At 71.6% G+C, this 18,367-nt stretch carries 17 protein-coding genes and 2 riboswitches; of the genes, 9 read left to right on the top strand and 8 right to left on the bottom strand.

The annotated features are described in order from the left end of the window. Positions 1-160: 160 nt before the first annotated feature. A complete protein-coding gene (locus ACQEVU_RS08265) occupies positions 161-715 on the bottom strand; it encodes an SMI1/KNR4 family protein (RefSeq protein ID WP_433321948.1) in 555 nt (184 codons plus the stop codon). A gap of 98 nt (positions 716-813) precedes the next feature. Between ACQEVU_RS08265 and ACQEVU_RS08260 the strand changes: the two genes are divergently transcribed. Next, entirely contained in the window at positions 814-1,101 is a 288-nt protein-coding gene (locus tag ACQEVU_RS08260) for a hypothetical protein (RefSeq protein WP_433321947.1), read from the top strand. Further along, positions 1,082-1,513 (top strand): hypothetical protein, encoded by a 432-nt coding sequence (locus tag ACQEVU_RS08255; protein ID WP_433321946.1) that lies wholly within the window; start codon positions 1,082-1,084, stop codon positions 1,511-1,513. The genes ACQEVU_RS08260 and ACQEVU_RS08255 overlap by 20 nt, the downstream gene beginning before the upstream one ends. A gap of 390 nt (positions 1,514-1,903) precedes the next feature. On the opposite strand, the gene ACQEVU_RS08250 is transcribed toward ACQEVU_RS08255, so the two are convergent. Continuing rightward, a complete protein-coding gene (locus ACQEVU_RS08250; protein ID WP_433321945.1) occupies positions 1,904-2,656 on the bottom strand; it encodes a hypothetical protein in 753 nt (250 codons plus the stop codon). Positions 2,657-2,919: 263 nt separating this feature from the next. On the opposite strand from ACQEVU_RS08250, the gene ACQEVU_RS08245 reads away from it, so the two are divergent. Continuing rightward, entirely contained in the window at positions 2,920-3,414 is a 495-nt protein-coding gene (locus tag ACQEVU_RS08245; RefSeq protein WP_433321944.1) for a GNAT family N-acetyltransferase, read from the top strand. 91 nt (positions 3,415-3,505) lie between these two features. Here the strand turns inward: ACQEVU_RS08245 and ACQEVU_RS08240 are convergent, their stop codons facing one another. The 6 genes from ACQEVU_RS08240 to ACQEVU_RS08215 form a co-directional block, all read right to left on the bottom strand. Continuing rightward, entirely contained in the window at positions 3,506-3,694 is a 189-nt protein-coding gene (locus tag ACQEVU_RS08240; RefSeq protein WP_433321943.1) for a low temperature requirement protein A, read from the bottom strand. Between the two features lie 10 nt (positions 3,695-3,704). Further along, positions 3,705-5,888, bottom strand: coding sequence for an MMPL family transporter (locus tag ACQEVU_RS08235; protein ID WP_433321942.1), 2,184 nt, complete (start codon positions 5,886-5,888; stop codon positions 3,705-3,707). A gap of 179 nt (positions 5,889-6,067) precedes the next feature. Beyond that, positions 6,068-7,426, bottom strand: a complete 1,359-nt coding sequence (locus tag ACQEVU_RS08230) for an L-serine ammonia-lyase (protein ID WP_433334848.1) — start codon at positions 7,424-7,426, stop codon at positions 6,068-6,070. Then, on the bottom strand, positions 7,426-7,797 hold the full coding sequence (gene gcvH, locus ACQEVU_RS08225; protein ID WP_433321941.1) for a glycine cleavage system protein GcvH: 372 nt from the start codon (positions 7,795-7,797) through the stop codon (positions 7,426-7,428). Before gcvH ends, ACQEVU_RS08230 begins: the two co-directional genes overlap by 1 nt. A gap of 32 nt (positions 7,798-7,829) precedes the next feature. After that, a riboswitch (glycine riboswitch) is annotated at positions 7,830-7,929 on the bottom strand. After that, positions 7,930-8,019: riboswitch (glycine riboswitch) on the bottom strand. Between the two features lie 87 nt (positions 8,020-8,106). Continuing rightward, on the bottom strand, positions 8,107-9,369 hold the full coding sequence (locus tag ACQEVU_RS08220) for an FtsK/SpoIIIE domain-containing protein (protein WP_433321940.1): 1,263 nt from the start codon (positions 9,367-9,369) through the stop codon (positions 8,107-8,109). 74 nt (positions 9,370-9,443) lie between these two features. Continuing rightward, complete coding sequence (locus ACQEVU_RS08215) at positions 9,444-10,628, bottom strand: ROK family transcriptional regulator (RefSeq protein ID WP_433321939.1); 1,185 nt, start codon at positions 10,626-10,628, stop codon at positions 9,444-9,446. A gap of 345 nt (positions 10,629-10,973) precedes the next feature. Between ACQEVU_RS08215 and mmsA the strand changes: the two genes are divergently transcribed. The 6 genes from mmsA to ACQEVU_RS08185 all read left to right on the top strand — a co-directional run bounded on the left by mmsA (position 10,974) and on the right by ACQEVU_RS08185 (position 18,356). Continuing rightward, entirely contained in the window at positions 10,974-12,521 is a 1,548-nt protein-coding gene (gene mmsA / locus ACQEVU_RS08210; protein WP_433321938.1) for a multiple monosaccharide ABC transporter ATP-binding protein, read from the top strand. Next, positions 12,518-13,816: a multiple monosaccharide ABC transporter permease gene (mmsB, locus tag ACQEVU_RS08205; RefSeq protein ID WP_433321937.1), complete on the top strand. Its 1,299-nt coding sequence runs from the start codon at positions 12,518-12,520 to the stop codon at positions 13,814-13,816. The genes mmsA and mmsB overlap by 4 nt, the downstream gene beginning before the upstream one ends. A gap of 73 nt (positions 13,817-13,889) precedes the next feature. Next, the gene (locus ACQEVU_RS08200; RefSeq protein WP_433321936.1) at positions 13,890-15,011 is read left to right on the top strand and encodes a substrate-binding domain-containing protein; all 1,122 of its coding nucleotides are present in this window, start codon (positions 13,890-13,892) and stop codon (positions 15,009-15,011) included. 84 nt (positions 15,012-15,095) lie between these two features. Continuing rightward, the gene (locus ACQEVU_RS08195) at positions 15,096-16,277 is read left to right on the top strand and encodes an ROK family protein (RefSeq protein WP_433321935.1); all 1,182 of its coding nucleotides are present in this window, start codon (positions 15,096-15,098) and stop codon (positions 16,275-16,277) included. A gap of 181 nt (positions 16,278-16,458) precedes the next feature. Continuing rightward, on the top strand, positions 16,459-16,950 hold the full coding sequence (locus ACQEVU_RS08190) for a SigE family RNA polymerase sigma factor (protein ID WP_433321934.1): 492 nt from the start codon (positions 16,459-16,461) through the stop codon (positions 16,948-16,950). Next, positions 16,947-18,356, top strand: coding sequence for a hypothetical protein (locus ACQEVU_RS08185; RefSeq protein ID WP_433321933.1), 1,410 nt, complete (start codon positions 16,947-16,949; stop codon positions 18,354-18,356). Before ACQEVU_RS08190 ends, ACQEVU_RS08185 begins: the two co-directional genes overlap by 4 nt. The last annotated feature ends 11 nt before the right edge of the window (positions 18,357-18,367 follow it).

Genomic DNA, 18,367 nt, shown 5'->3' with positions numbered 1-18,367 from the left:
CCCGCACTGCACCGAGCGTCGCCCCTCGGCAGCCGACCAGTCCGGAACCCAGCAACGCCGCATCAGCCGCTCAGCGTGCTGCACCGATCCGTTACGCCGAGACCAAGATCAGATGCCCTGTCATGGCCGCCGTTGGTGAGCAGCGGCCGGCCAGCGCTAGTCAGTTGGACGCTCGCTCCTTGAAGGAGGGCCAGGGCTGCAGATCGGGCTCATCGCCGTCGTCGAGCTTGTCCCACCAGCCGGTGCGGCTGACGTAGCCTTCGAACCACGCTTCGAGGCTCGGCGCGTCGACGTACCACGCCAGGTCGGGATCGCCAGGGTTCGGCTCGAAGAGCAGCACGGTGCCCTGATCGCTTCTGCAGTCGACGCACGCGTACATACCGCAACCCCAGGTCAAGATGGGGAGTACGCCTTCCGGCCATGCCCATTCGGTGCCGGCCGCGCGGCTTCGGTTCACGAGGTACAGGTCCACGGCCTGCTCTGATGTCGGCCCATCCATCAGGCTGAGCAGCTGATAGTCGGGGCCGAACCCACCGTTTGCGTAGTCCCGGTACACCGCGGCCAGAAGCGGATGCAGTGCGAATCCCAGCCGCCGCTCGGCACGGTCGATCTCGTCAGCAGGCAATGCAGCGGGCAGGTCGGCCAGCGGCAGCATCGGCTCGTCCTCGAGGGCCCTTGCCGCGATCCGAGCCAGCAGTGGTCCGTAGTCGGTCATGGCGAAATCATCTCCGACTCGCTTCACCACCGATCACGGGACACCGCATCCTCATCTCCGCGGGGCGCGCTTGATCTGCGGTCGACTACCGTGCGCTCGTGGGCTTCTGGGGAACGTTCGTACTGGCCCGGTCGGCGGCGCTGCTGGCGAATGTCGAGGCGGTACGCGGCTTCGGGTATCAGCACGAGCACCTGTACGAACTCGGCGATGGATGGCAGCTCCTCGAGACCCGTGCGCCACTGTCGTTGGGGCTGCCTCAGGCGAGCGAGCGGTTCGTCGCGGCGACCGCGACCTCCGTGCTCGCCATGCTCGAGGCCGAACTCTGGGCAGCACGGTTCCGGGTAGAGGCCGACACGGCCGCGCATCGTGGTCGCGTTGCTGCATGAGCGGGTCAACGCCAACGACGGCCTGCGGCCGTGCGCGGTGGCCGAGGTGAGCGATACGCGCGGCAGCATCGTCGGCCGTGTCGTGGGGATGCGAGGCACGATGACCGGCGATCGGCGCTTGGCGATCACCTGCATCGGTCGGGTGGACGACGGCGGGAATGCGGACTTCCGCCCGTGTACGGCACCGCACACCGGCGAGTTCGTCGGTGTCGCGACCGATGCAGAACAATCGGAGGCGAGTTGCGGCGAAGCTGCCGGGCGCTACATCGGCGACGGGTTCGCGTCCCGCACCGACCTCGGGCTGCGCTGGCTGAAACGCGGCCGGACGTTGTGCTTCGCCGTAGACACCACGGGCGTGGACCTGCTGCAGGCGAGTATCAAGGGTCTCGGCAACGCCCCGCTGCCGCGTTAGTCACGTCCGCCTGGCCCGTTCGGATTGTCGAGCAACGGTCCTCGGCATCCCACGATCGTCACGCTGTACACCCGCACGCTATTGCCGCCGTTGGTGCGTGTGGGAATCAGTCGTCGAATTCGAACCCGCGATCCGTTGCGAGGGCGGCGAGCTGTCGGAGCCGCTCGGCGTCGGTCGCGGCGGCGGTCACCCGGCAAGATGCGGCGCCTCGGCGTCGACCAGGAGCTGGGCGATGCCCTCCGATGAACGACCACTACGGTCGCCCGAACAGCGGCACGCGCGACTGCGCGAAGGGCGTCGCCTACACCGACATCGGCCGGGCGTTGGCGCCGTACCCCGGTCTGCAGGTCAAGCTGGGCTGACCGGCCCCGCGGCACGTGTGGCGCCGGCTCAGCGGGTCGGCGCCACACCACTCGGAGCGGTGGTCGCACCCTCCGAGAACACGCCGGGGCCGCCCGGCGCGACGACGATCGGGGCGTCCGGACCGTAGCGCGCCGCGATCTCCCGCCGGCCGGCCTCGATATCCTGCGTGTGCAGCTCGAGATGGCCGTCCTCGGTGATCGCGATCGAGGCGAACCGCACGCCGGCGGCCCGCAGTGCGTCAGCGTCGCCGAAGACGCGGTCGCGCAGCGCCTCAAGCTCGCGCCTCGAGTGCGCGGCGCCGACGATCTCGACGCACTGCGGGCCGGCCTGCCCGGTGACCCAGGCGTCGAAGGCCGGGGACGGTCGGCGGTACACCCGCACCAGGTCCGCGGGCAGGTCCAGCTCCACCCCGGTGTAGACGTCGGCGAACCGCTGCTGGCCGCCGTCGCCGATCCGGTTCAGCAGCTCGTTGAGGCTCTCCTGGTTGGCCGGGAACGGTGTCGGCCCGGGGGTGTCGGGCGTGACTCGGTTGTTCGCGCCGCAGCCAAGCGTGCGCACCACCGGCGAGGCCACGGATCCGCCGTCCGGCCCGCGGGCCACCGCCCAGGTCACGGTGACCGCGGCGCCGATGGCGACCGCGGCGCCCAGCCCGGCCGCGAGCACGCGGCGGGCCCGGATCCGGCGGGCGCGGCGCAACTCGGCCGGATACGCCTCCGCGGTGCCGGTCGCCGTCCCGGCCAGGTCGCGCAGGTCCGCGCGGATGTCTTCGACGTCGCTCACCGGTTCGCCTCCTATCCGCCCAGGGCCCGCCGCACGGCGCGCACCTCCCCGTAGTCCGCCCACTGCCGAACATACGCAGCGGCGGCGCGAAAGGTTGCCCTGCTTGCTTGCGGACGCTGCGTCGGGGCGGGCGGCCGAGTGGCGGCCTCGGACGGGGCGCAGCTCACGCTGCCGTCGTCTATTGCCACAAACAACGTAGGGACGCACCGGCCGCTGGCGGAAATCGGATGGGCCTCGGCGTTCTGGCTGAGTAGGGTCGGGCAATGCCCGAGCTCGAGCGGCTGCAAGCCGGTCACGCCCCGGCGGTCCTGGCCTTCGAGCTGGCGAACCGCGCCTACTTCGCCGCCTCGATCTCCGACCGCGGCGACGACTTCTTCGACCAGTTCACCGACCGGTACAACGCCTTGCTGGCCGAGCAGGAGGCCGGCGCTTGCGCCTACTACGTGCTCGTCGACGAGGACGGCTCGGTACTCGGCAGGTTCAACCTGTACGACATCGAAGACCACGCTGCGACGCTCGGCTACCGGGTCGCGCAGCATGTCTCCGGCCGCGGCGTGGCGACCGCGACCGTCCGGGAGCTGTGCCGGCTGGCAGCGGCCCAGTACGGGCTGCGTACGCTGCGGGCGGCCACCACCCGCCGGAATGCCGCGTCCCAGAAGGTGCTGACCAAGGCGGGGTTCGTCCCTGTCGGCCCGGCCGATCCGGCCCACCTCGGCGGCAAGCCAGGCACCCGGTATGAGCGCGACCTGGCGCTCTAGCGGCCGACCTACTGAACGGGGTGTGCACGCCGACGCCGGCGCATGGCGAGCCGAGGGCACCTCATGGTTTGTCAGTGCACGCTGACAAACCTCAAAACGGCGAGCGCCGGCGAGACGGCGCGGTCAGGCGGTGGCCGGCTCCTCCTCGGCCGACCTTGTCGACCGAGATCCCGTCGTGCAGCAGATGGGCCAGCTGCGCCACGGCGGCGACGATGACGAGGTCGAAGAACAGCTCAAGCCAGGTGGCGTGACGCTCCTCGGCGGCTTCGGGGGTGGCCATGATCGCCACCTTAATCGACGGCGATCGGCTCCGCGGCGCGTACCGGCTCCGGCTCCGGCAGGGCGTGCTCGCGCAGCCCAATGCGCTCGTGCAGGCGGCGCAGCGGCCCGGGCGCCCACCAGTTCCAGCGGCCGAGCAGCGTCATCGTCGCCGGGACGAGCAGGCAGCGCACCACGGTGGCGTCGATGACCACGGCGGTGAGCAGCCCGACCCCGACCTGCTCGATCGTGCCGAGGTCGGCGGCGGCGAAGCAGCCGAAGACGACGACCATGAGCAGCGCGGCCGACGTGATGATCCGGCCCGTGTGCTGCAGCCCGCGGCGAACGGCGGCGTCGGTGTCGTCGCCCCGCTCGACGTACTCCTTGATCCGGCCCAGCAGGAACACCTCGTAGTCCATCGACAGCCCGAACGCGAAGGCGAACACGATGACGACGACGAACGGGTCCAGCCCGCCGACGGTGAGCGTGTGCAGGACCCCGGCACCCCAGCCGTGCTCGAACACGGCGACCATCACGCCGAACGTGGCGCCGAGGGAGACGACGTTGGCCAGGACGGCCTTCACCGGTACGACCAGCGAGCCCGTCATCGCGAACAGCAGCAGCACCATCGCCACCAGCGTCACGGTGACGGCCGCGGGCAGGTCGTCGGTGATCAGCCCGACGAGGTCGATGAGCGTGGCGGCGTCGCCGACGACCCACGACTGCACCCCGGCGGGCCGGTCGGCGCGCAGCCGGTGCACCAGCTCCTGCGCGGCGTCGTCCTGCGACCCGCCGCGCAGCACGAGGTCGACGGTGGCCACGCCGTTGCCGGCCGCCTTGGCCGGCTGCAGCCCGGCGACCGCCGGATCCGAGGCCCATTTCGCCGCGTACGCGTCCAGGCTCGCCGCATCCGTCCGCGCCACGACGGTGACGACAGGCCGGTACGAGCGGCCGAACCGCGCGGCGAGTTCGTCGGCGACCCGGGCCGACTCGATCGTGCGCGGCACGCCCTCGAGGTGCGGCAGCTTGATCGTGGCCCCCAGCAGCGGCGACCCGGCGGCCAGCAGCACCGCGGCGGTCGCGGCGGCGATGAGCACCGGCCGCCGCTGCACGGCCCGCGACAGCCCGGCGAAGAACCCGCGCTCGTCGCCGCCGGTCGCCTTCCGCGACGGGCGGATCCGCTTGTGCAGCAGCCCGATCAGCGCGCTGGTGAACGTCAGCGCGGCGAGCATGGCGACGACCGCGATGGACACGCCGCCGGCCCCGAGCGCCCCGAGCTGGTGGATCGAGAACATCATGAGCCCCGACAGCGCGGCGGCGACGGTGAGCGCGCTGAAGAAGATCGTCCGCCCCGCCGTCGCCCAGGCCCGCCCGACCGCCTCCTCGGGCTCGAATCCGGCGGCGACCTCCTCGCGGTACCGCGCGACGAGCAGCAGCCCGTAGTCGATCGACAGGCCGAGGCCGAGCAGCGTGCAGACGGTGACGACGTTCTGGTCGAGGTCCGTGACCCGCGAGAACACCCACAGCAGCGGCATGGCCGCGGCGACGGACACGAACGCGGCCAGCACCGGCAGCCCCGCCGCGATCAGGCCGCCGAACACGAACACGAGCACGACGAGGGTGAGCGGCAACGAGATCAGCTCGGCCCGCCCGAGGTCTTCCTTCTGCGCCCCGCGGATCTGCGCGTTGAGCACCGGGTTGCCGCCGACCTCGACCGTGGCCTGCGGTACACCGGCGGAGGAAAGCGCGTCGTCGAGGTGGTGCAGCCGGTCGCGCACGTCGTTGACCACGGGGTCGCGTTCGTTGCGCTCCAGCTTGGCCAGCGTGACGACCACGAGCAGCCCGTGCCCGTCGGTGGCGAGGTAGGCCGGCGCCTGGGCCTGGGGCACCGAGTACGGCGTGGCGACGGCCCGCACGCCGCCGGCCCGGCTCGCGTCCTCGGCCGCCGCCGTCACCGCGGCCCGCACCGCGGCGGCGTTGGGGTCCACGTTGTTGATCAGTCCGATGACGGTACCGCTGGAGTCGTTCCCGGTCGCCACCGCATCGACGCCGTCGATGGCCTCGATGTGCTTGGGGTTGCTGGCGTCGGCGATCGCGGAGAAGACGGGCCCGAAGGTGAGCCCGCCGAGCACGACCACGACCAGCCAGAGGCCCAACACCGACCAGCGGTGCCGGAAGCAGAACCGCCCGATCTTCGCCACCACGCCCAGCGCCATGCCGCACAGCTTCTCAGGCCCGCACACGCCCGCGCCGCCCGGCCTTACCCACCAACAGATAGCCGCATAACCGAAAAATCCGACATGTCCGTCACAAAGTGGCGGACATGTCGGATCCCGACCAGCACTCGATGTCCGTCACGGAGTGGCGGACATGTCGGATTCCGGGAAGATCCCGGTCAGCACTCGATGACCGTCACCGCCAGGCCGCCGCGAGCCGTTTCCTTGTACTTGACCGACATGTCGCGGCCGGTCTCGCGCATCGTCCGGACCGCCTTGTCGAGCGTGACGTGGTGTGCGCCGTCGCCGTTCAGCGCGAGCCGCGCCGCGTTGATGGCCTTCACGCTCGCGATCGCGTTGCGCTCGATGCACGGGATCTGCACCAGGCCGCCGACCGGGTCGCAGGTCAGCCCCAGGTTGTGCTCCAGACCGATCTCGGCGGCGTTCTCGACCTGCCGCGGGTCGCCGCCCAGCACCTCGCACAGGCCGGCCGCGGCCATCGCGCAGGCCGAACCGACCTCGCCCTGGCAGCCGACCTCGGCGCCCGAGATGGAGGCGTTGCCCTTGATGATGATGCCGACCGCCGCGGCGGCGAGCAGGAAGCGCACCACCCCGTCGTCGTCCGCGCCGGGCACGAAGCGGGTGTAGTAGTGCAGGACCGCGGGGATGATGCCGGCCGCGCCGTTGGTGGGTGCGGTGACGACCCGGCCGCCGGAGGCGTTCTCCTCGTTGACCGCCAGCGCGTACAGGTTGACCCAGTCGAGGACGTGCAGCGGGTCCGCGTCGGCGCCGGCGGACAGGTCGCGCAGCAGCGCGGGGGCGCGGCGGCGGACCTTCAGGCCGCCGGGCAGCACGCCCTCGGGGCGGGTGCAGCCGCGGGTCACGCACTCCTGCATGACCGACCAGATGTGCAGCAGGCCGGCGCGGACCTCAGGCTCCGAGCGCCACGACAGCTCGTTGGCCAGCATGACGTCGGCGATCGAGCGGCCCTCGCAGTGGGCGAGCAGTTCGGCGCCCGTGCCGAACGGGAACTTCAGCACGGCCTCGTCCGCCGCGACCGTGCCGCCGGGGCCGACCACGAAGCCGCCGCCGACCGAGAAGTACGTGCGCTCGGACAGGATCGAGCCGGCGGCGTCCCAGGCGTGGAAGCGCATGCCGTTCGGGTGCTCGGGCAGGGAGCGGCGGCGGTGCAGTACCAGATCGGCGTCCAGAGAAAACGGGATCGTCCTCGCGCCGTCGAGCAGCGCGATCCGGCCCGACTCGCGCACCTGCGCGAAGCGGGTCCCGGTCCGGTCGGTGTCCACGGTGGACGGTTCGGCGCCCTCCAGGCCCAGCACGACCGCGGGGGCCGAGCCGTGGCCGTGGCCGGTGGCGCCCAGGGAGCCGAACAGCTCGGCCCGGATGCGCTCGACCCGCGGGAGCAGGCCGTCCGAGTCGAGGGCGGCGACGAAGCGGCGGGCGGCGCGCATCGGGCCGACGGTGTGCGAGGAGGAGGGGCCGATGCCGACCGAGTACAGGTCGAACGCGCTCAGCGCCATCACGCGCCGCCGGTCAGGTCTTGATACGCGGCGGCGTCGAGCAGGTCCGGGGTACCGGTGAGGCGGAGACTGAACAGCCAGTTGGCGTAGGGGTCGGCGTTGACCAGGGCGGGATCCTCGGTGACGGCCGGGTTGACCGCCTCGATCACGCCGTCGGCCGGGGCGAGCAGGTCGCTGACCGACTTCGTGGACTCGACCTCGCCGCAGGGCTCGCCGGCGCGGACCTCGCGGCCGGGCTCGGGCAGGTCGAGGTACACGATGTCGCCGAGCGCGTCGGCGGCGAAGCGGGTGATCCCGACCCGCGGCACCGCGTCGCCGATCGCGATCCATTCGTGGTCCGAGGTGTACCGCAGGTGCGACGGAACGGTCACAAGAGGCTCCCTAAGAACGACCTGAGGGTGGGCCTCCCCGCTCTGTCATCGAATGCCTGAGAGCTTCACCGCCGGCGTGCGGCGGTTTGCACCGTGGGCGCGGGACGCGGCGTCCCGGCTTTTCAGAGTTGCCTGACCGCGGCGGTACATGGGCCTGAGAGATTCCCGGGGAGGAGTTGCTCCTTCGGCGTCCCAGAACGGGAGCTCTCCCGTCGCGGTTCGTGCGGCGATATGCGGTTGTCGCGGCGACGGTACCACGCTCAGGGCGCCCAGGGGCCGCGCCGGGCGCGGCCGCGCGGACGTGGTCGATTATGTGCGATCCTGGGGCGGCGGTGCGAGGTAGACGTGCAGCGCCGAGCCCGGCTCGGCGCCGGGGACGATGCCGTGGCCGGGCTCGTACGGCACGAGGGCGGCGGCGGCCGGCGAGACGAGCGAGTCGCGCGGGTCGATGCGCAGCTCGATGCGCGGGCCGGGCTCGTTCCAGCGGTGCGCGGTGACGACCAGCGGCATCCCCCGGCGGGCCATGACGCGCACGACGTCGTAGGCGTCGTCGTGCTCGCGCAGCCGGTCGGTGCCGTCGACGACGAGGAGCACGCCGCCGGGGTCGTCGGCGGCGAGGCGGGCGGCCTGGCGTACCGCATCCCGGTCACGCCCGCCGGCCACGGCCGCGACGTGCGGTCGCGACGCCAGGTCGGCGAGGTGGCCGGCCAGGTCGAGCACGGCGACCCGCACGCCGGCCGGGGCGAGTGCGGTGACCAGGTTGCGCACCGCGGTCGTCTTGCCCGACCGGGGCCCGCCGACGATGGCGAGGCCCTCCCCCAGGTCGACGACGAGGGGGTCGCGGCGGTGCTCGAAGGGCCGGTCCACGATGCCGAGCCGCACCCGCCGCCCGCCGTCGGGCCCGGCGTCCGGGATCGGCGGCTCGCCGGGCGGCGGCGTCCACAGCGGCGGCGCCCCGGCGGCCTCGAGCTGGATCTCCTCATAACAGGGGGTGGGCCGCAGCCACACGGGCGGCGCGTCGCCGGCGCGCAGCAGCGCCTCGCCGACGACGCCGAGCCGGTAGGCGTCGGGCACGCCGAGGAGGTCGCGCGACTGGCGTTCGCTGAAGGAGCGCATCGACGCGCGCAGGGTCAGATACGGGTCGACCGGGATCGGCACGTACCGGTTGTCGCCCACCAGCAGGTGCACGCCGAGCGGGGCGCCGTCGCGGGCGATCCGCGCGACGGCGGGGGCGAGCTCGGTGGCGCCGGCCAGCGTCCACAGCGCGACGAGCAGCCGGGGCCGCCGGGCTCCGGGGTCGCGGGTGCGGCGGGCGAGCTCGCCGAGCAGGACCTGGTTGAGGCGGCCGAGGAGGTACGGCGTGTCCGCCACGACGGTCGGCCCCAGGCGCCCGAACTGGTGCCCGTGCGGATCGGCGAGCAGGATCCGCAGCTCCTCCGGCGGGTGCTCGTCGCGCAGCGCGGCGATGAAGCCCCGCACGGACGCTTCGAGCCCGGCCCCGTCCGTGCCGCCGATCAGGACATGTGGTGTCGCGTCCAGATCGACGCGCACGGTTCCCCAGGTCGCCTGCATCTCACCGTTGTACGCGAGCGCCCGCCCCGGCCACCAGCGAGCTGCTTCTCCGGCCGAGCTCCTGCGGCCCGGGCTCAGCCGGCCAGCAGGGCCGAGACCTGGGGCGAGAACGTCGAGTGCAGCACGAGCGCCGCGCCGCCCACCACCGCGGCGTCGTCCCCGAGCGGCGACAGGGCCACGTCCACGTGGCGGATCCGGCGCGCGATCGCCCGCTCCTCCAGCGCCTCGACCACCGCCCGCCGGAAGTGCTCCTCCACCCGCCGGATGCCGTGGCCGCCGAGAATGATCAGCTCCACATCGACGATGTTGACCACGTTCACGGCGACCGTCGCGAGGCGGCCGGCGGCGCGGTCGATCACTCCGGCGGCGAGCTCGTCGCCCGCCGCGGCGGCCCGGCAGAGGGCCGCGTGGTCCACAGTGGACGGACGCCTCCGGAAGGCCGTCGTGAGAGCGCTCTCACCGCCGGCGGACAGCAGACGGTGAGCGTCGGCGACGAGCGCGGCGGGGTTGATGAGGCTCTCGAGGCAGCCGTGGTTGCCGCAGTAGCAGATTGGGCCACTCTCCGTAACCGAGGTGTGCCCGAACTCCGCGGCGTTCATCGAACCGCCTCGGTACACCTGATGACCGAGCACCAGGCCGCCGCCCACGCCGGTGCCGAGGAAGAAGTACGCGAAGTTGGCCACCCCCCGGCCCGCACCCGCCCAGCGCTCGCCGATCGCCGCCGCCGTGGCGTCGTTGTCCAGCGTGACCGGCAGGCCGGTGGCGTCGGCGACCATCTGCTTGAGCGGCACCCGGGTCCAGTCCGACAGCTGCGGCGGCGAGATGACCTCGCCGAGCGCCTGGTCGATCGGGCCGGGCGCGGCCAGCCCGACACCCAGCACCTGGTCACGTGGCACGCCGGCCTCGGCCAGGACCTCGTCGACCAGGCCGGCCATCGCCGCGGTGACCTTCGCCGGGTCCATGTCCGCCGGGGTCGGGCGGCGCGCGGTGACCAGCGGCCGGCCCTGCAGGTCGACGACCACACAGGTCAGCTCGACCGGGTCGAAGTGCAGGCCGACGGCCCGCCCGGCGTCGGGGTTGATGCGCAGGACGGTGCGGGGCTTGCCGCCGCTGGACGAGCGGGCGCCGTCCTCGCGCACGATCCCCTCGTCGATGAGCCGGCGCACGATGCCGGAGACCGTCTGCGGCGTGAGGCCGGTGTGCTCAGCGATCTCCACGCGGCTGGTGCCGTCGGTCAGCTGGATCTGATCCAGCACCACGGCCCGGTTGTATTGCCCGACCTTGGGGAGATTTGTCCCGACCTGCCGCACCCAGCCTCCCGCCTACGTACCGTTACCTACATGATGCCCTGCGCCGTTGACTTAGTAAAGCAATTGGATTTAGAGTCCGACACGCGCAGCTAACACCCTGGACACGTGAGAGCGCTTCCCCGGGAGCTGCAGTGACCTTCCAGGTGCTAGATCATTGCCGGATTGTTACCAAGAAACGGCGGCCGGCTCTGGGCAGGATCGTCACACTGGAATAAGTTGGTCGTCACAACAAAACTGGCTGGCGGCAATGCCCCTCGGAGGCAACATGATGTCGGTGACAAGGCGGCTCGCCTCATGAGCAGCGCACCGATCCTGCTCGAGATGCGGTCGATCACCAAGGAGTTCCCGGGCGTCAAGGCGCTCAGCGACGTCAACCTGGTGGTGCGGCAGGGCGAGATCCACGCGATCTGCGGCGAGAACGGCGCGGGCAAGTCGACGCTGATGAAGGTCCTCAGCGGCGTCTACCCGTATGGCTCGTATGAGGGCCAGATCTTCTACCAGGGCACGGAGAGCCGCTTCAGCGACATCCGGTCCAGCGAGAAGGCCGGCATCGTGATCATCCACCAGGAGCTCGCCCTGGTGCCGCACATGTCGATCACGGAGAACCTGTTCCTGGGCAACGAGCCCAGGCGCAACGGCGCCTACGACTGGAAGGGCGCCAACCGCAAGGCGATCGAGCTGCTGGCCCAGGTCGGCCTGCGCGACGACCCCGACACCCTCATCAAGGACATCGGCGTCGGCAAGCAGCAGCTGGTCGAGATCGCCAAGGCGTTCGCCAAGGACGTCAAGCTGCTGATCCTCGACGAGCCGACCGCCGCGCTCAACGAGAACGACTCGCGCCACCTGCTCGACCTGCTGCGCGAGTTCAAGTCGCGCGGCATCACCTCGATCATGATCTCGCACAAGCTCAACGAGATCGAGGCCATCGCCGACTCGATCACGATCCTGCGCGACGGCAAGACGGTGGAGACCCTCGAGGTCGGCACCGAGGGCGTCAACGAGGACCGGATCGTGCGCGGGATGGTCGGCCGCGACCTGGAGAGCCGCTTCCCGGAGCACACGCCGAAGATCGGCGAGGTGTTCTTCGAGGTGCGCAACTGGACGGTCCGCCACCCGATCTCGGCCGAGCGGCTGGTCTGCAAGAACTCGAGCTTCAACGTCCGCCGCGGCGAGATCGTCGGCTTCGCCGGTCTCATGGGCGCCGGGCGCACCGAGCTGGCGATGAGCCTGTTCGGCCGCTCCTACGGGGTGTACCTCTCGGGCCAGGTCTTCAAGGACGGCCGCGAGATCCAGCTGCGGTCCGTGTCGGAGGCCATCAAGCACGGCCTGGCCTACGTCAGCGAGGACCGCAAGGCGATCGGCCTCAACCTGCTCGACGACATCAAGACGTCGACGGTCTCGGCGAAGCTCTCGAAGATCACGCACCACGGCGTCGTCAGCCCGGTCGAGGAGCACAAGGTCGCCGAGGAGTACCGGCAGCTGCTGCGGGTCAAGGCGCCGACCGTCGACGAGGGCGTCAACAAGCTCTCCGGCGGCAACCAGCAGAAGGTCGTCCTGGCCAAGTGGATGTTCACGGACCCCGACCTGCTGATCCTCGACGAGCCGACGCGCGGCATCGACGTCGGCGCGAAGTACGAGATCTACGGCATCATCCAGAAGCTCGCCGACGAGGGTAAGGGCGTCATCGTCATCTCCTCGGAGCTGCCCGAGCTGCTGGGTCTGTGCGATCGCATTTACACGGTGTTCGAAGGCAACATCACCGGCGAGGTCCCGCGCGCGCAGGCCAACCCGGAACTCCTCATGAAGCAGATGACCTCTACGAAGAAGATGCTGACGCGATGAGCCGATTCAAAGACTTGCAGAAGAACCTCTTCGGGGGCACCACCTCCAACGCCCGCCAGTTCAGCATGATCTTCACGCTCGTGGCGATCATCATCTTCTTCCAGGTGTGGACTGACGGGCTGACGCTGAACTCGACCAACCTGATCGCCCTGACCCAGCAGTACGCCTACATCTCGGTGCTGTCGGTGGGCATGCTCATGGTCATCGTGGCCGGCCACATCGACCTGTCCGTCGGATCGGTCGCCGCGTTCACGGGCATCATCGTCGCCAAGACGATGCGGGACTGGGACCTGCCCTGGGAGGTCGGCATCCTGGTCGGGCTGGTCGTCGGCGCGATCATCGGTGCCTGGCAGGGCTTCTGGGTCGCCTACATCGGGGTGCCGGCGTTCATCGTCACCCTGGCCGGCATGCTGCTCTTCCGCGGCGGCAACCAGTTCATCGGCGACGCCGAGACCATCCCGGTGCCGCACGGCTTCACCAACATCGGCGCCGGTTACCTCCCGGAGTGGGGCCCGAACACCGGCTACAACAACTCCACGCTGCTGCTCGGTGTGGTCGCCTGTCTCGCCGTGATCTGGCGTGAGCTGCGCGCTCGCAAGACCCGCCGCGACATGGGCGCGGAGCCGGTCCCGGTCTGGATCGCCGGGCTGCGCCTGGCCATCATGCTCGCCGTCATCGTCTTCGCCACGCTGCGCTTCGCCGGCGGCCGCGTCGGCACCAGCTTCCCGATCTCGGGCTGCATCCTGGCCGCGCTGGTGATCCTGTACTCCTTCTACACCCGCAACACCGCGGGCGGCCGCCACATCTACGCGGTCGGCGGCAACGCCCGCGCCGCGGAGCTGTCCGGCGTCAAGCTGCGCCGCGTCAACTTCCTGGTCATGATGAACATGTCGATCCTGGCCGCGCTGGCCGGCATGATCTTCGTGGCCCGCTCCGGCGCCTCCGGCCCCCAGGACGGCATCGGCTGGGAGCTCGACGCGATCGCCGCCGTGTTCGTCGGTGGCGCCGCGGTCTCCGGCGGCATCGGCACCGTGTCCGGCGCCATCGTCGGTGGTCTGGTCATGGCCGTGCTCAACAACGGCCTGCAGCTCAAGGGCATCGGCACCGACACCCAGCAGATCGTCAAGGGCTTCTTCCTCCTCGCCGCGGTCGCGCTGGACGTCTACAACAAGAGCCAGGGCCGCTTCTCGATCATCGGATCGATCACGAGGCCCTTCCGCCGGCAGGAAGCCAACCCGCCGGACGCGCCCAACCAAGCCGGACAAGAATCGATCAAGACCCCGGTCGCCGGCTGATCCACCCTCCGCCGCTACCGCGGCAGACGCCCCTATCCCCAGTAACATCCCGAAAGAAAGGGCTTTCCCAGCCATGCGCAAGTTCCTCACCCGGAGCCTCGCGGTCAGCGCCGTAGCGCTGGTGGCGCTGAGCACCGCCGCGTGCGGCAGCAGCGACCGCGACACCTCCTCCAACCCGACGGGCGGCGCCGCCGCCAAGGGCTTCGCCAAGGACGCGCTCATCGGCGTCGCCCTGCCGTCGAAGACCTCGGAGAACTGGGTCCTGGCCGGTGACCTCTTCACCAACGGCCTCAAGGACGCCGGTTTCAAGTCGGACGTGCAGTACGCCGGCGCGTCGACCACGGTCGCCGACCAGCAGTCGCAGATCTCCTCCATGATCACCAAGGGCGCGAAGGTCATCGTCATCGGCGCGACCGACGCCGCGCAGCTGGGCACCCAGGTCAAGCAGGCCAAGGACGCCGGCGCCGTGGTCATCGCCTACGACCGCCTCATCACCGGCACCAAGGACCTCGACTACTACGTCGCGTTCGACAACTTCAAGGTCGGCCAGCTGCAGGGCCAGGCCCTGCTGGACGGCATGAAGGCCAAGAAGCCGACCGGCCCGTACACCATCGAGCTGTTCTCCGGCTCGCCGGACGACAACAACGCCGGTGTCTTCTTCAAGGGCGCGATGGACGTGCTCCAGCCCGAGATCGACAAGGGCAACGTCATCGTCGGCTCCGGCCAGAAGGACGTCAAGCAGACCGCCATCCAGGGCTGGAAGGCCGAGGGTGCGCAGGCCCGCATGGACTCGATCATGACCTCGACCTACGCCACGGGCGGCAAGACGCTGGACGGCGTGCTGTCCCCGAACGACACCCTGGCCCGCGCGATCATCACCTCGGTGAAGGCCGCCGGCAAGCCGGTCCCGGTCGTCACCGGCCAGGACTCCGAGGTTGAGTCGGTCAAGAGCATCATGGCCGGCGAGCAGTACTCGACGATCAACAAGGACACCCGCAAGCTGGTTGCCCAGACCATCAAGATGGTTCAGGCCCTGCAGGCCGGTGGCGAGCCGGAGATCAACGACACCAAGTCGTACGACAACGGCGTCAAGGTCGTCCCGTCGTACCTCCTCGCCCCGGTCATCGTGACCAAGGCGAACGCGGCCGAGGCCTACGCGAACGACCCGAAGCTCGCCCCGCTGACCAAGGGCTGAGTTTCCCGGTAACACCAACATCGTGGGTCCCCGGAGCGGTCTTTCCGGGGACCCACGCTCGTTCTCCAGGCGGAAGGGACGCGCGTGTCCACGAGCCCGCAGGAGTCGGTGCGCAGGCAGAACCTCGGGGCCCTGCTCCGCTACGTCCACGTTCGCGGCGCGACGTCGCGCGCCGAGCTGACCAGCCGGCTCGGCCTCAACCGCAGCACCATCGGCGCCCTCACCGCCGACCTGGCCACCGCCGGGCTCATCGACGAGGGTGTACCGCAGGAGACCGGCCGCGCCGGCCGCCCCTCGATCGTCGTCAGTCCCCGGTCGTCGCGCGTGTACGGGTACGCGATGAGCCTGGAGCTCAACCGGCTCCGGGCCGCCCGGATCGGCCTGGGCGGCAAGGTCCTGGCCGACCGCTCCGCCGAGCGCCCGCCCGGCGCCGAGGCCGCCCCCGCCGTCGCCGCCCTCGCCGCGCTCGTCGCCGACATGCAGCGCACCGCCCCCGCCGGCGGCGTCTTCATCGGCTCGGCCCTGGCCGTCTCGGCCTCGGTCCGCCACCACCTCGGCTGGACCGACGAGGCCATCGGCCCCGCGCTCGCCGCCGCCCTCGACGCGCTGGACCTGCAGCCGCGCCCCGGCCCCGCCAACCGCCCCATCATCGGCGGCTCCGCCGACCTGGCCGCCCTCGCCGAGCACACCCGCGGCGCCGCGGCCGGCCTCGACAACGTCATCTACCTGCACGGCGACGCCGGCATCAGCGCGGGCATCATCGCCGGCGGCCGGCGCATCACCGGCTACGGCGGCCACGGCGGCGAGGTCGGCCACATGGTCGTCAACCCCTCCGGCCGCCTGTGCGGCTGCGGCTCCCGCGGCTGCTGGGAGACCGAGATCGGCGAGCGCGCCCTGCTGTACCTGGCCGGCCGCGCGGTCCCGACCCCCGGCGCCGCGGTGACGGCCGCGGTGCGCGCCGCCCGCGAGGGCGACCCGGACGCCCGCTCCGCCGTCGCGCACGCCGCCGCCTGGCTCGGCTTCGGCGTGGCCAACCTGGTGAACATCTTCAACCCCACCGCGGTCGTCTTCGGCGGCACGCTGCGGGAGCTGTACCTCGCCGGCGCCGACACGGTGCGCGACCGCCTCGCCACGATGGCTTTGCCGGCCTGCCGCGACCACGTCGCGCTGCACACCCCCGCCCTGGGCGACGACGCCCCCCTGGTCGGCGCGGCCGAACTCGCCTTCGAGCGCCTCCTGGCCGACCCCCTCGACACCATTCCATAGCTCGCTGCGCACGCAGCGGGGTGCCGCTGGGCACACCACCGCGGCTGGAGCTCGGCCGGCCGAGTTCCGCTCGTGGCCGCGCACGCCGCCGGCAGCGGGGAGTTCGCCGGATAACCGGCGCTCAACCTTTTCCGCGCCCGGGGCGTGCATGCTGTGACGGCCCCGAGCGGAAGGCGACAGCGTGGCGGGTGAGGGCTTCGAGCAGTTCGTACGGGTGCGGTACACCGAGCTGCTGCACACCGCATACCTGCTGACGGGCTCGGTCGTCTCGGCCGAGGACCTCGTGCAGACGTGCCTGCTCAAGGTTATGCCGAGGTTCGAGCGGATCGCCGAGCCGATGCCGTACCTGCGGCGGGCGATGGTGAACCAGCGCACGAGCTGGTGGCGTTCGGTGCGGCGGGAGCTGCTCAGCGCCGAGCCGCCGGAGCCGGACGGGCCCGGGCCGGCGTACGAGTTCGCCGAGCGCTCGGCGCTCATGGCCGAGCTCGCGCGGCTGCCGCAGCGGATGCGGGCGGTGCTCGTGCTGCGGTACTGGGAGGACCTCTCCGAGGCCGACACGGCCGAGATCCTGGGCTGCTCGGTCGGCACGGTCAAGAGCCAGGCCTCGCGCGGCCTGACCCGCCTGCGCGCGGTCCTGGAGCCGTCGGGTGAATCGCAGAGGAGCGCACAATGAGCACGCTGGAGGAGCGCCTCCGCGACGAGATGGCGCAGGCGGTGGCGGCGGTGCGGCCCGTGCCCGACCCGTACGCCCGCCTGCTGCGCCGGCGCCGCCGGCGGTCCTGGCGGTGGGGCGGCACGTCGCTGGGCGCGGCGCTCGTCGCCGGCGTGGTCGGCCTGCAGCTCCTGCTCGCGCCGGCCGGGCCGTCGCCGAGCCCCGACCCCCGCCCGACGGTCCTGTTCGACCAGCCGCAGGACGGTCCGCTGGACCGCTGGGGGCGCGACCTCATCGCCGCGGCGACCCGCGGCGACGCGGCGAAGGCCGACCCGGCGCTGGCCGAGGCGCTGGCGCGCGCCCTGGACAACGCCCGCGGGCAGTGGTCGATCCGGCCCGCCCTCGACCGGATCAAGGTGCTGTACATCGTCGATGTCGGCGGCTCCCGCGCGTTCGCCGCGGCGTACTACAACGACGACCGGGCGCAGTTCGTCGCCGCGAACGGCCCGGCCGGCAGCAGCGCCGAGGACCTCGTGTCGGGCCGCTACGGCCTGCAGAGCGGCCCCCTGGAGCCGTTCACGCTCGGCGGGGATGCCGAGAAGTACACGGTCGCCATGGCCCCGCCCGGCTGCCTCGCCGCGCCGTCGCTGGCGACCAGGGTGGGCCCCGACTCGGCGCTGCAGCAGACGTGGGCCACCGGCGCCGAGTTCACGGTCGACCCGAAGCCGGCCCTCAACCGCTGGTGGAAGGTCAGCTGCGACGGCGTCGTGCGCGAGCTGCTGGCCGCGGGCGGCAGCGGTGCCCCGCCGGCCGGCCCTCCCCCGCCGGCCGCCGAACGCGGCCAGGCCGACCCCGCCCTCGTCGAGCAGCTGCTGCAGTCCTGGCCGGAGCTGCCCGGGCTCGAGGTGACCAACAAGCGGATCGTGTACGGCGGCACGCCCGAGTACGAGCACCGCCCGACGGTCGTCGGCATCGGCGATCTCGGCGACGGCTCGGTGATGGTGGTCGCCGACACCGGCGAGGGCGCGAGCTACCTCGTCACCGCGGTCAAGCCGGACCCGTCGCTGGAGGCGGCGAAGGCGCAGCTGCCGCCGGCGCGCATCACCACCGCCGTCTCGCCCCGCGCCGACATCGTGGCGGTGCGCCTGCCCGCCGACGACCACGTCTCGCTGTCCGACCGGTTCCTCGTCATCGCGCCGCGCAACGCCACCGAACTGCTGTCGCCGGTCGGCACGGACGGGCAGGCCGAGATCCGCGTCACGCTGCACGACGGCGTCGGCGTCCTGCACACGAAGCCGGCGCCGGGCAAGGTGAGCATCCGCGCCTACGACGCGCAGCACCACGAGGTGGCCGCGCTGACGGTCGCCGAGCCGCGCGACGCCCCGCAGCTGCTCGCCGGCCAGGCCCTCGTCCGCAACTGGGGCTAGGCAATCGCTCA

Source organism: Dactylosporangium sp. CA-139066, assembly GCF_050936175.1.
Lineage (GTDB): Bacteria > Actinomycetota > Actinomycetes > Mycobacteriales > Micromonosporaceae > Dactylosporangium.
Note: the sequence above shows the minus strand (reverse complement) of the source record. Positions and strands in the feature narration are given on the sequence as shown.

Bases quoted from the DNA above. Each gene is read 5' to 3' on its own strand.
- ACQEVU_RS08220 (WP_433321940.1), bottom strand. From the start codon at position 9,369: ATGCAGGCGACCTGGGGAACCGTGCGCGTCGATCTGGACGCGACACCA.
- ACQEVU_RS08185 (WP_433321933.1), top strand. From the start codon at position 16,947: ATGAGCACGCTGGAGGAGCGCCTCCGCGACGAGATGGCGCAGGCGGTG.
- ACQEVU_RS08235 (WP_433321942.1), bottom strand. From the start codon at position 5,888: ATGGCGCTGGGCGTGGTGGCGAAGATCGGGCGGTTCTGCTTCCGGCAC.
- ACQEVU_RS08230 (WP_433334848.1), bottom strand. From the start codon at position 7,426: ATGGCGCTGAGCGCGTTCGACCTGTACTCGGTCGGCATCGGCCCCTCC.
- ACQEVU_RS08245 (WP_433321944.1), top strand. From the start codon at position 2,920: ATGCCCGAGCTCGAGCGGCTGCAAGCCGGTCACGCCCCGGCGGTCCTG.
- mmsB (WP_433321937.1), top strand. From the start codon at position 12,518: ATGAGCCGATTCAAAGACTTGCAGAAGAACCTCTTCGGGGGCACCACC.
- ACQEVU_RS08265 (WP_433321948.1), bottom strand. From the start codon at position 715: ATGACCGACTACGGACCACTGCTGGCTCGGATCGCGGCAAGGGCCCTC.
- ACQEVU_RS08240 (WP_433321943.1), bottom strand. From the start codon at position 3,694: ATGGCCACCCCCGAAGCCGCCGAGGAGCGTCACGCCACCTGGCTTGAG.
- ACQEVU_RS08200 (WP_433321936.1), top strand. From the start codon at position 13,890: ATGCGCAAGTTCCTCACCCGGAGCCTCGCGGTCAGCGCCGTAGCGCTG.
- mmsA (WP_433321938.1), top strand. From the start codon at position 10,974: ATGAGCAGCGCACCGATCCTGCTCGAGATGCGGTCGATCACCAAGGAG.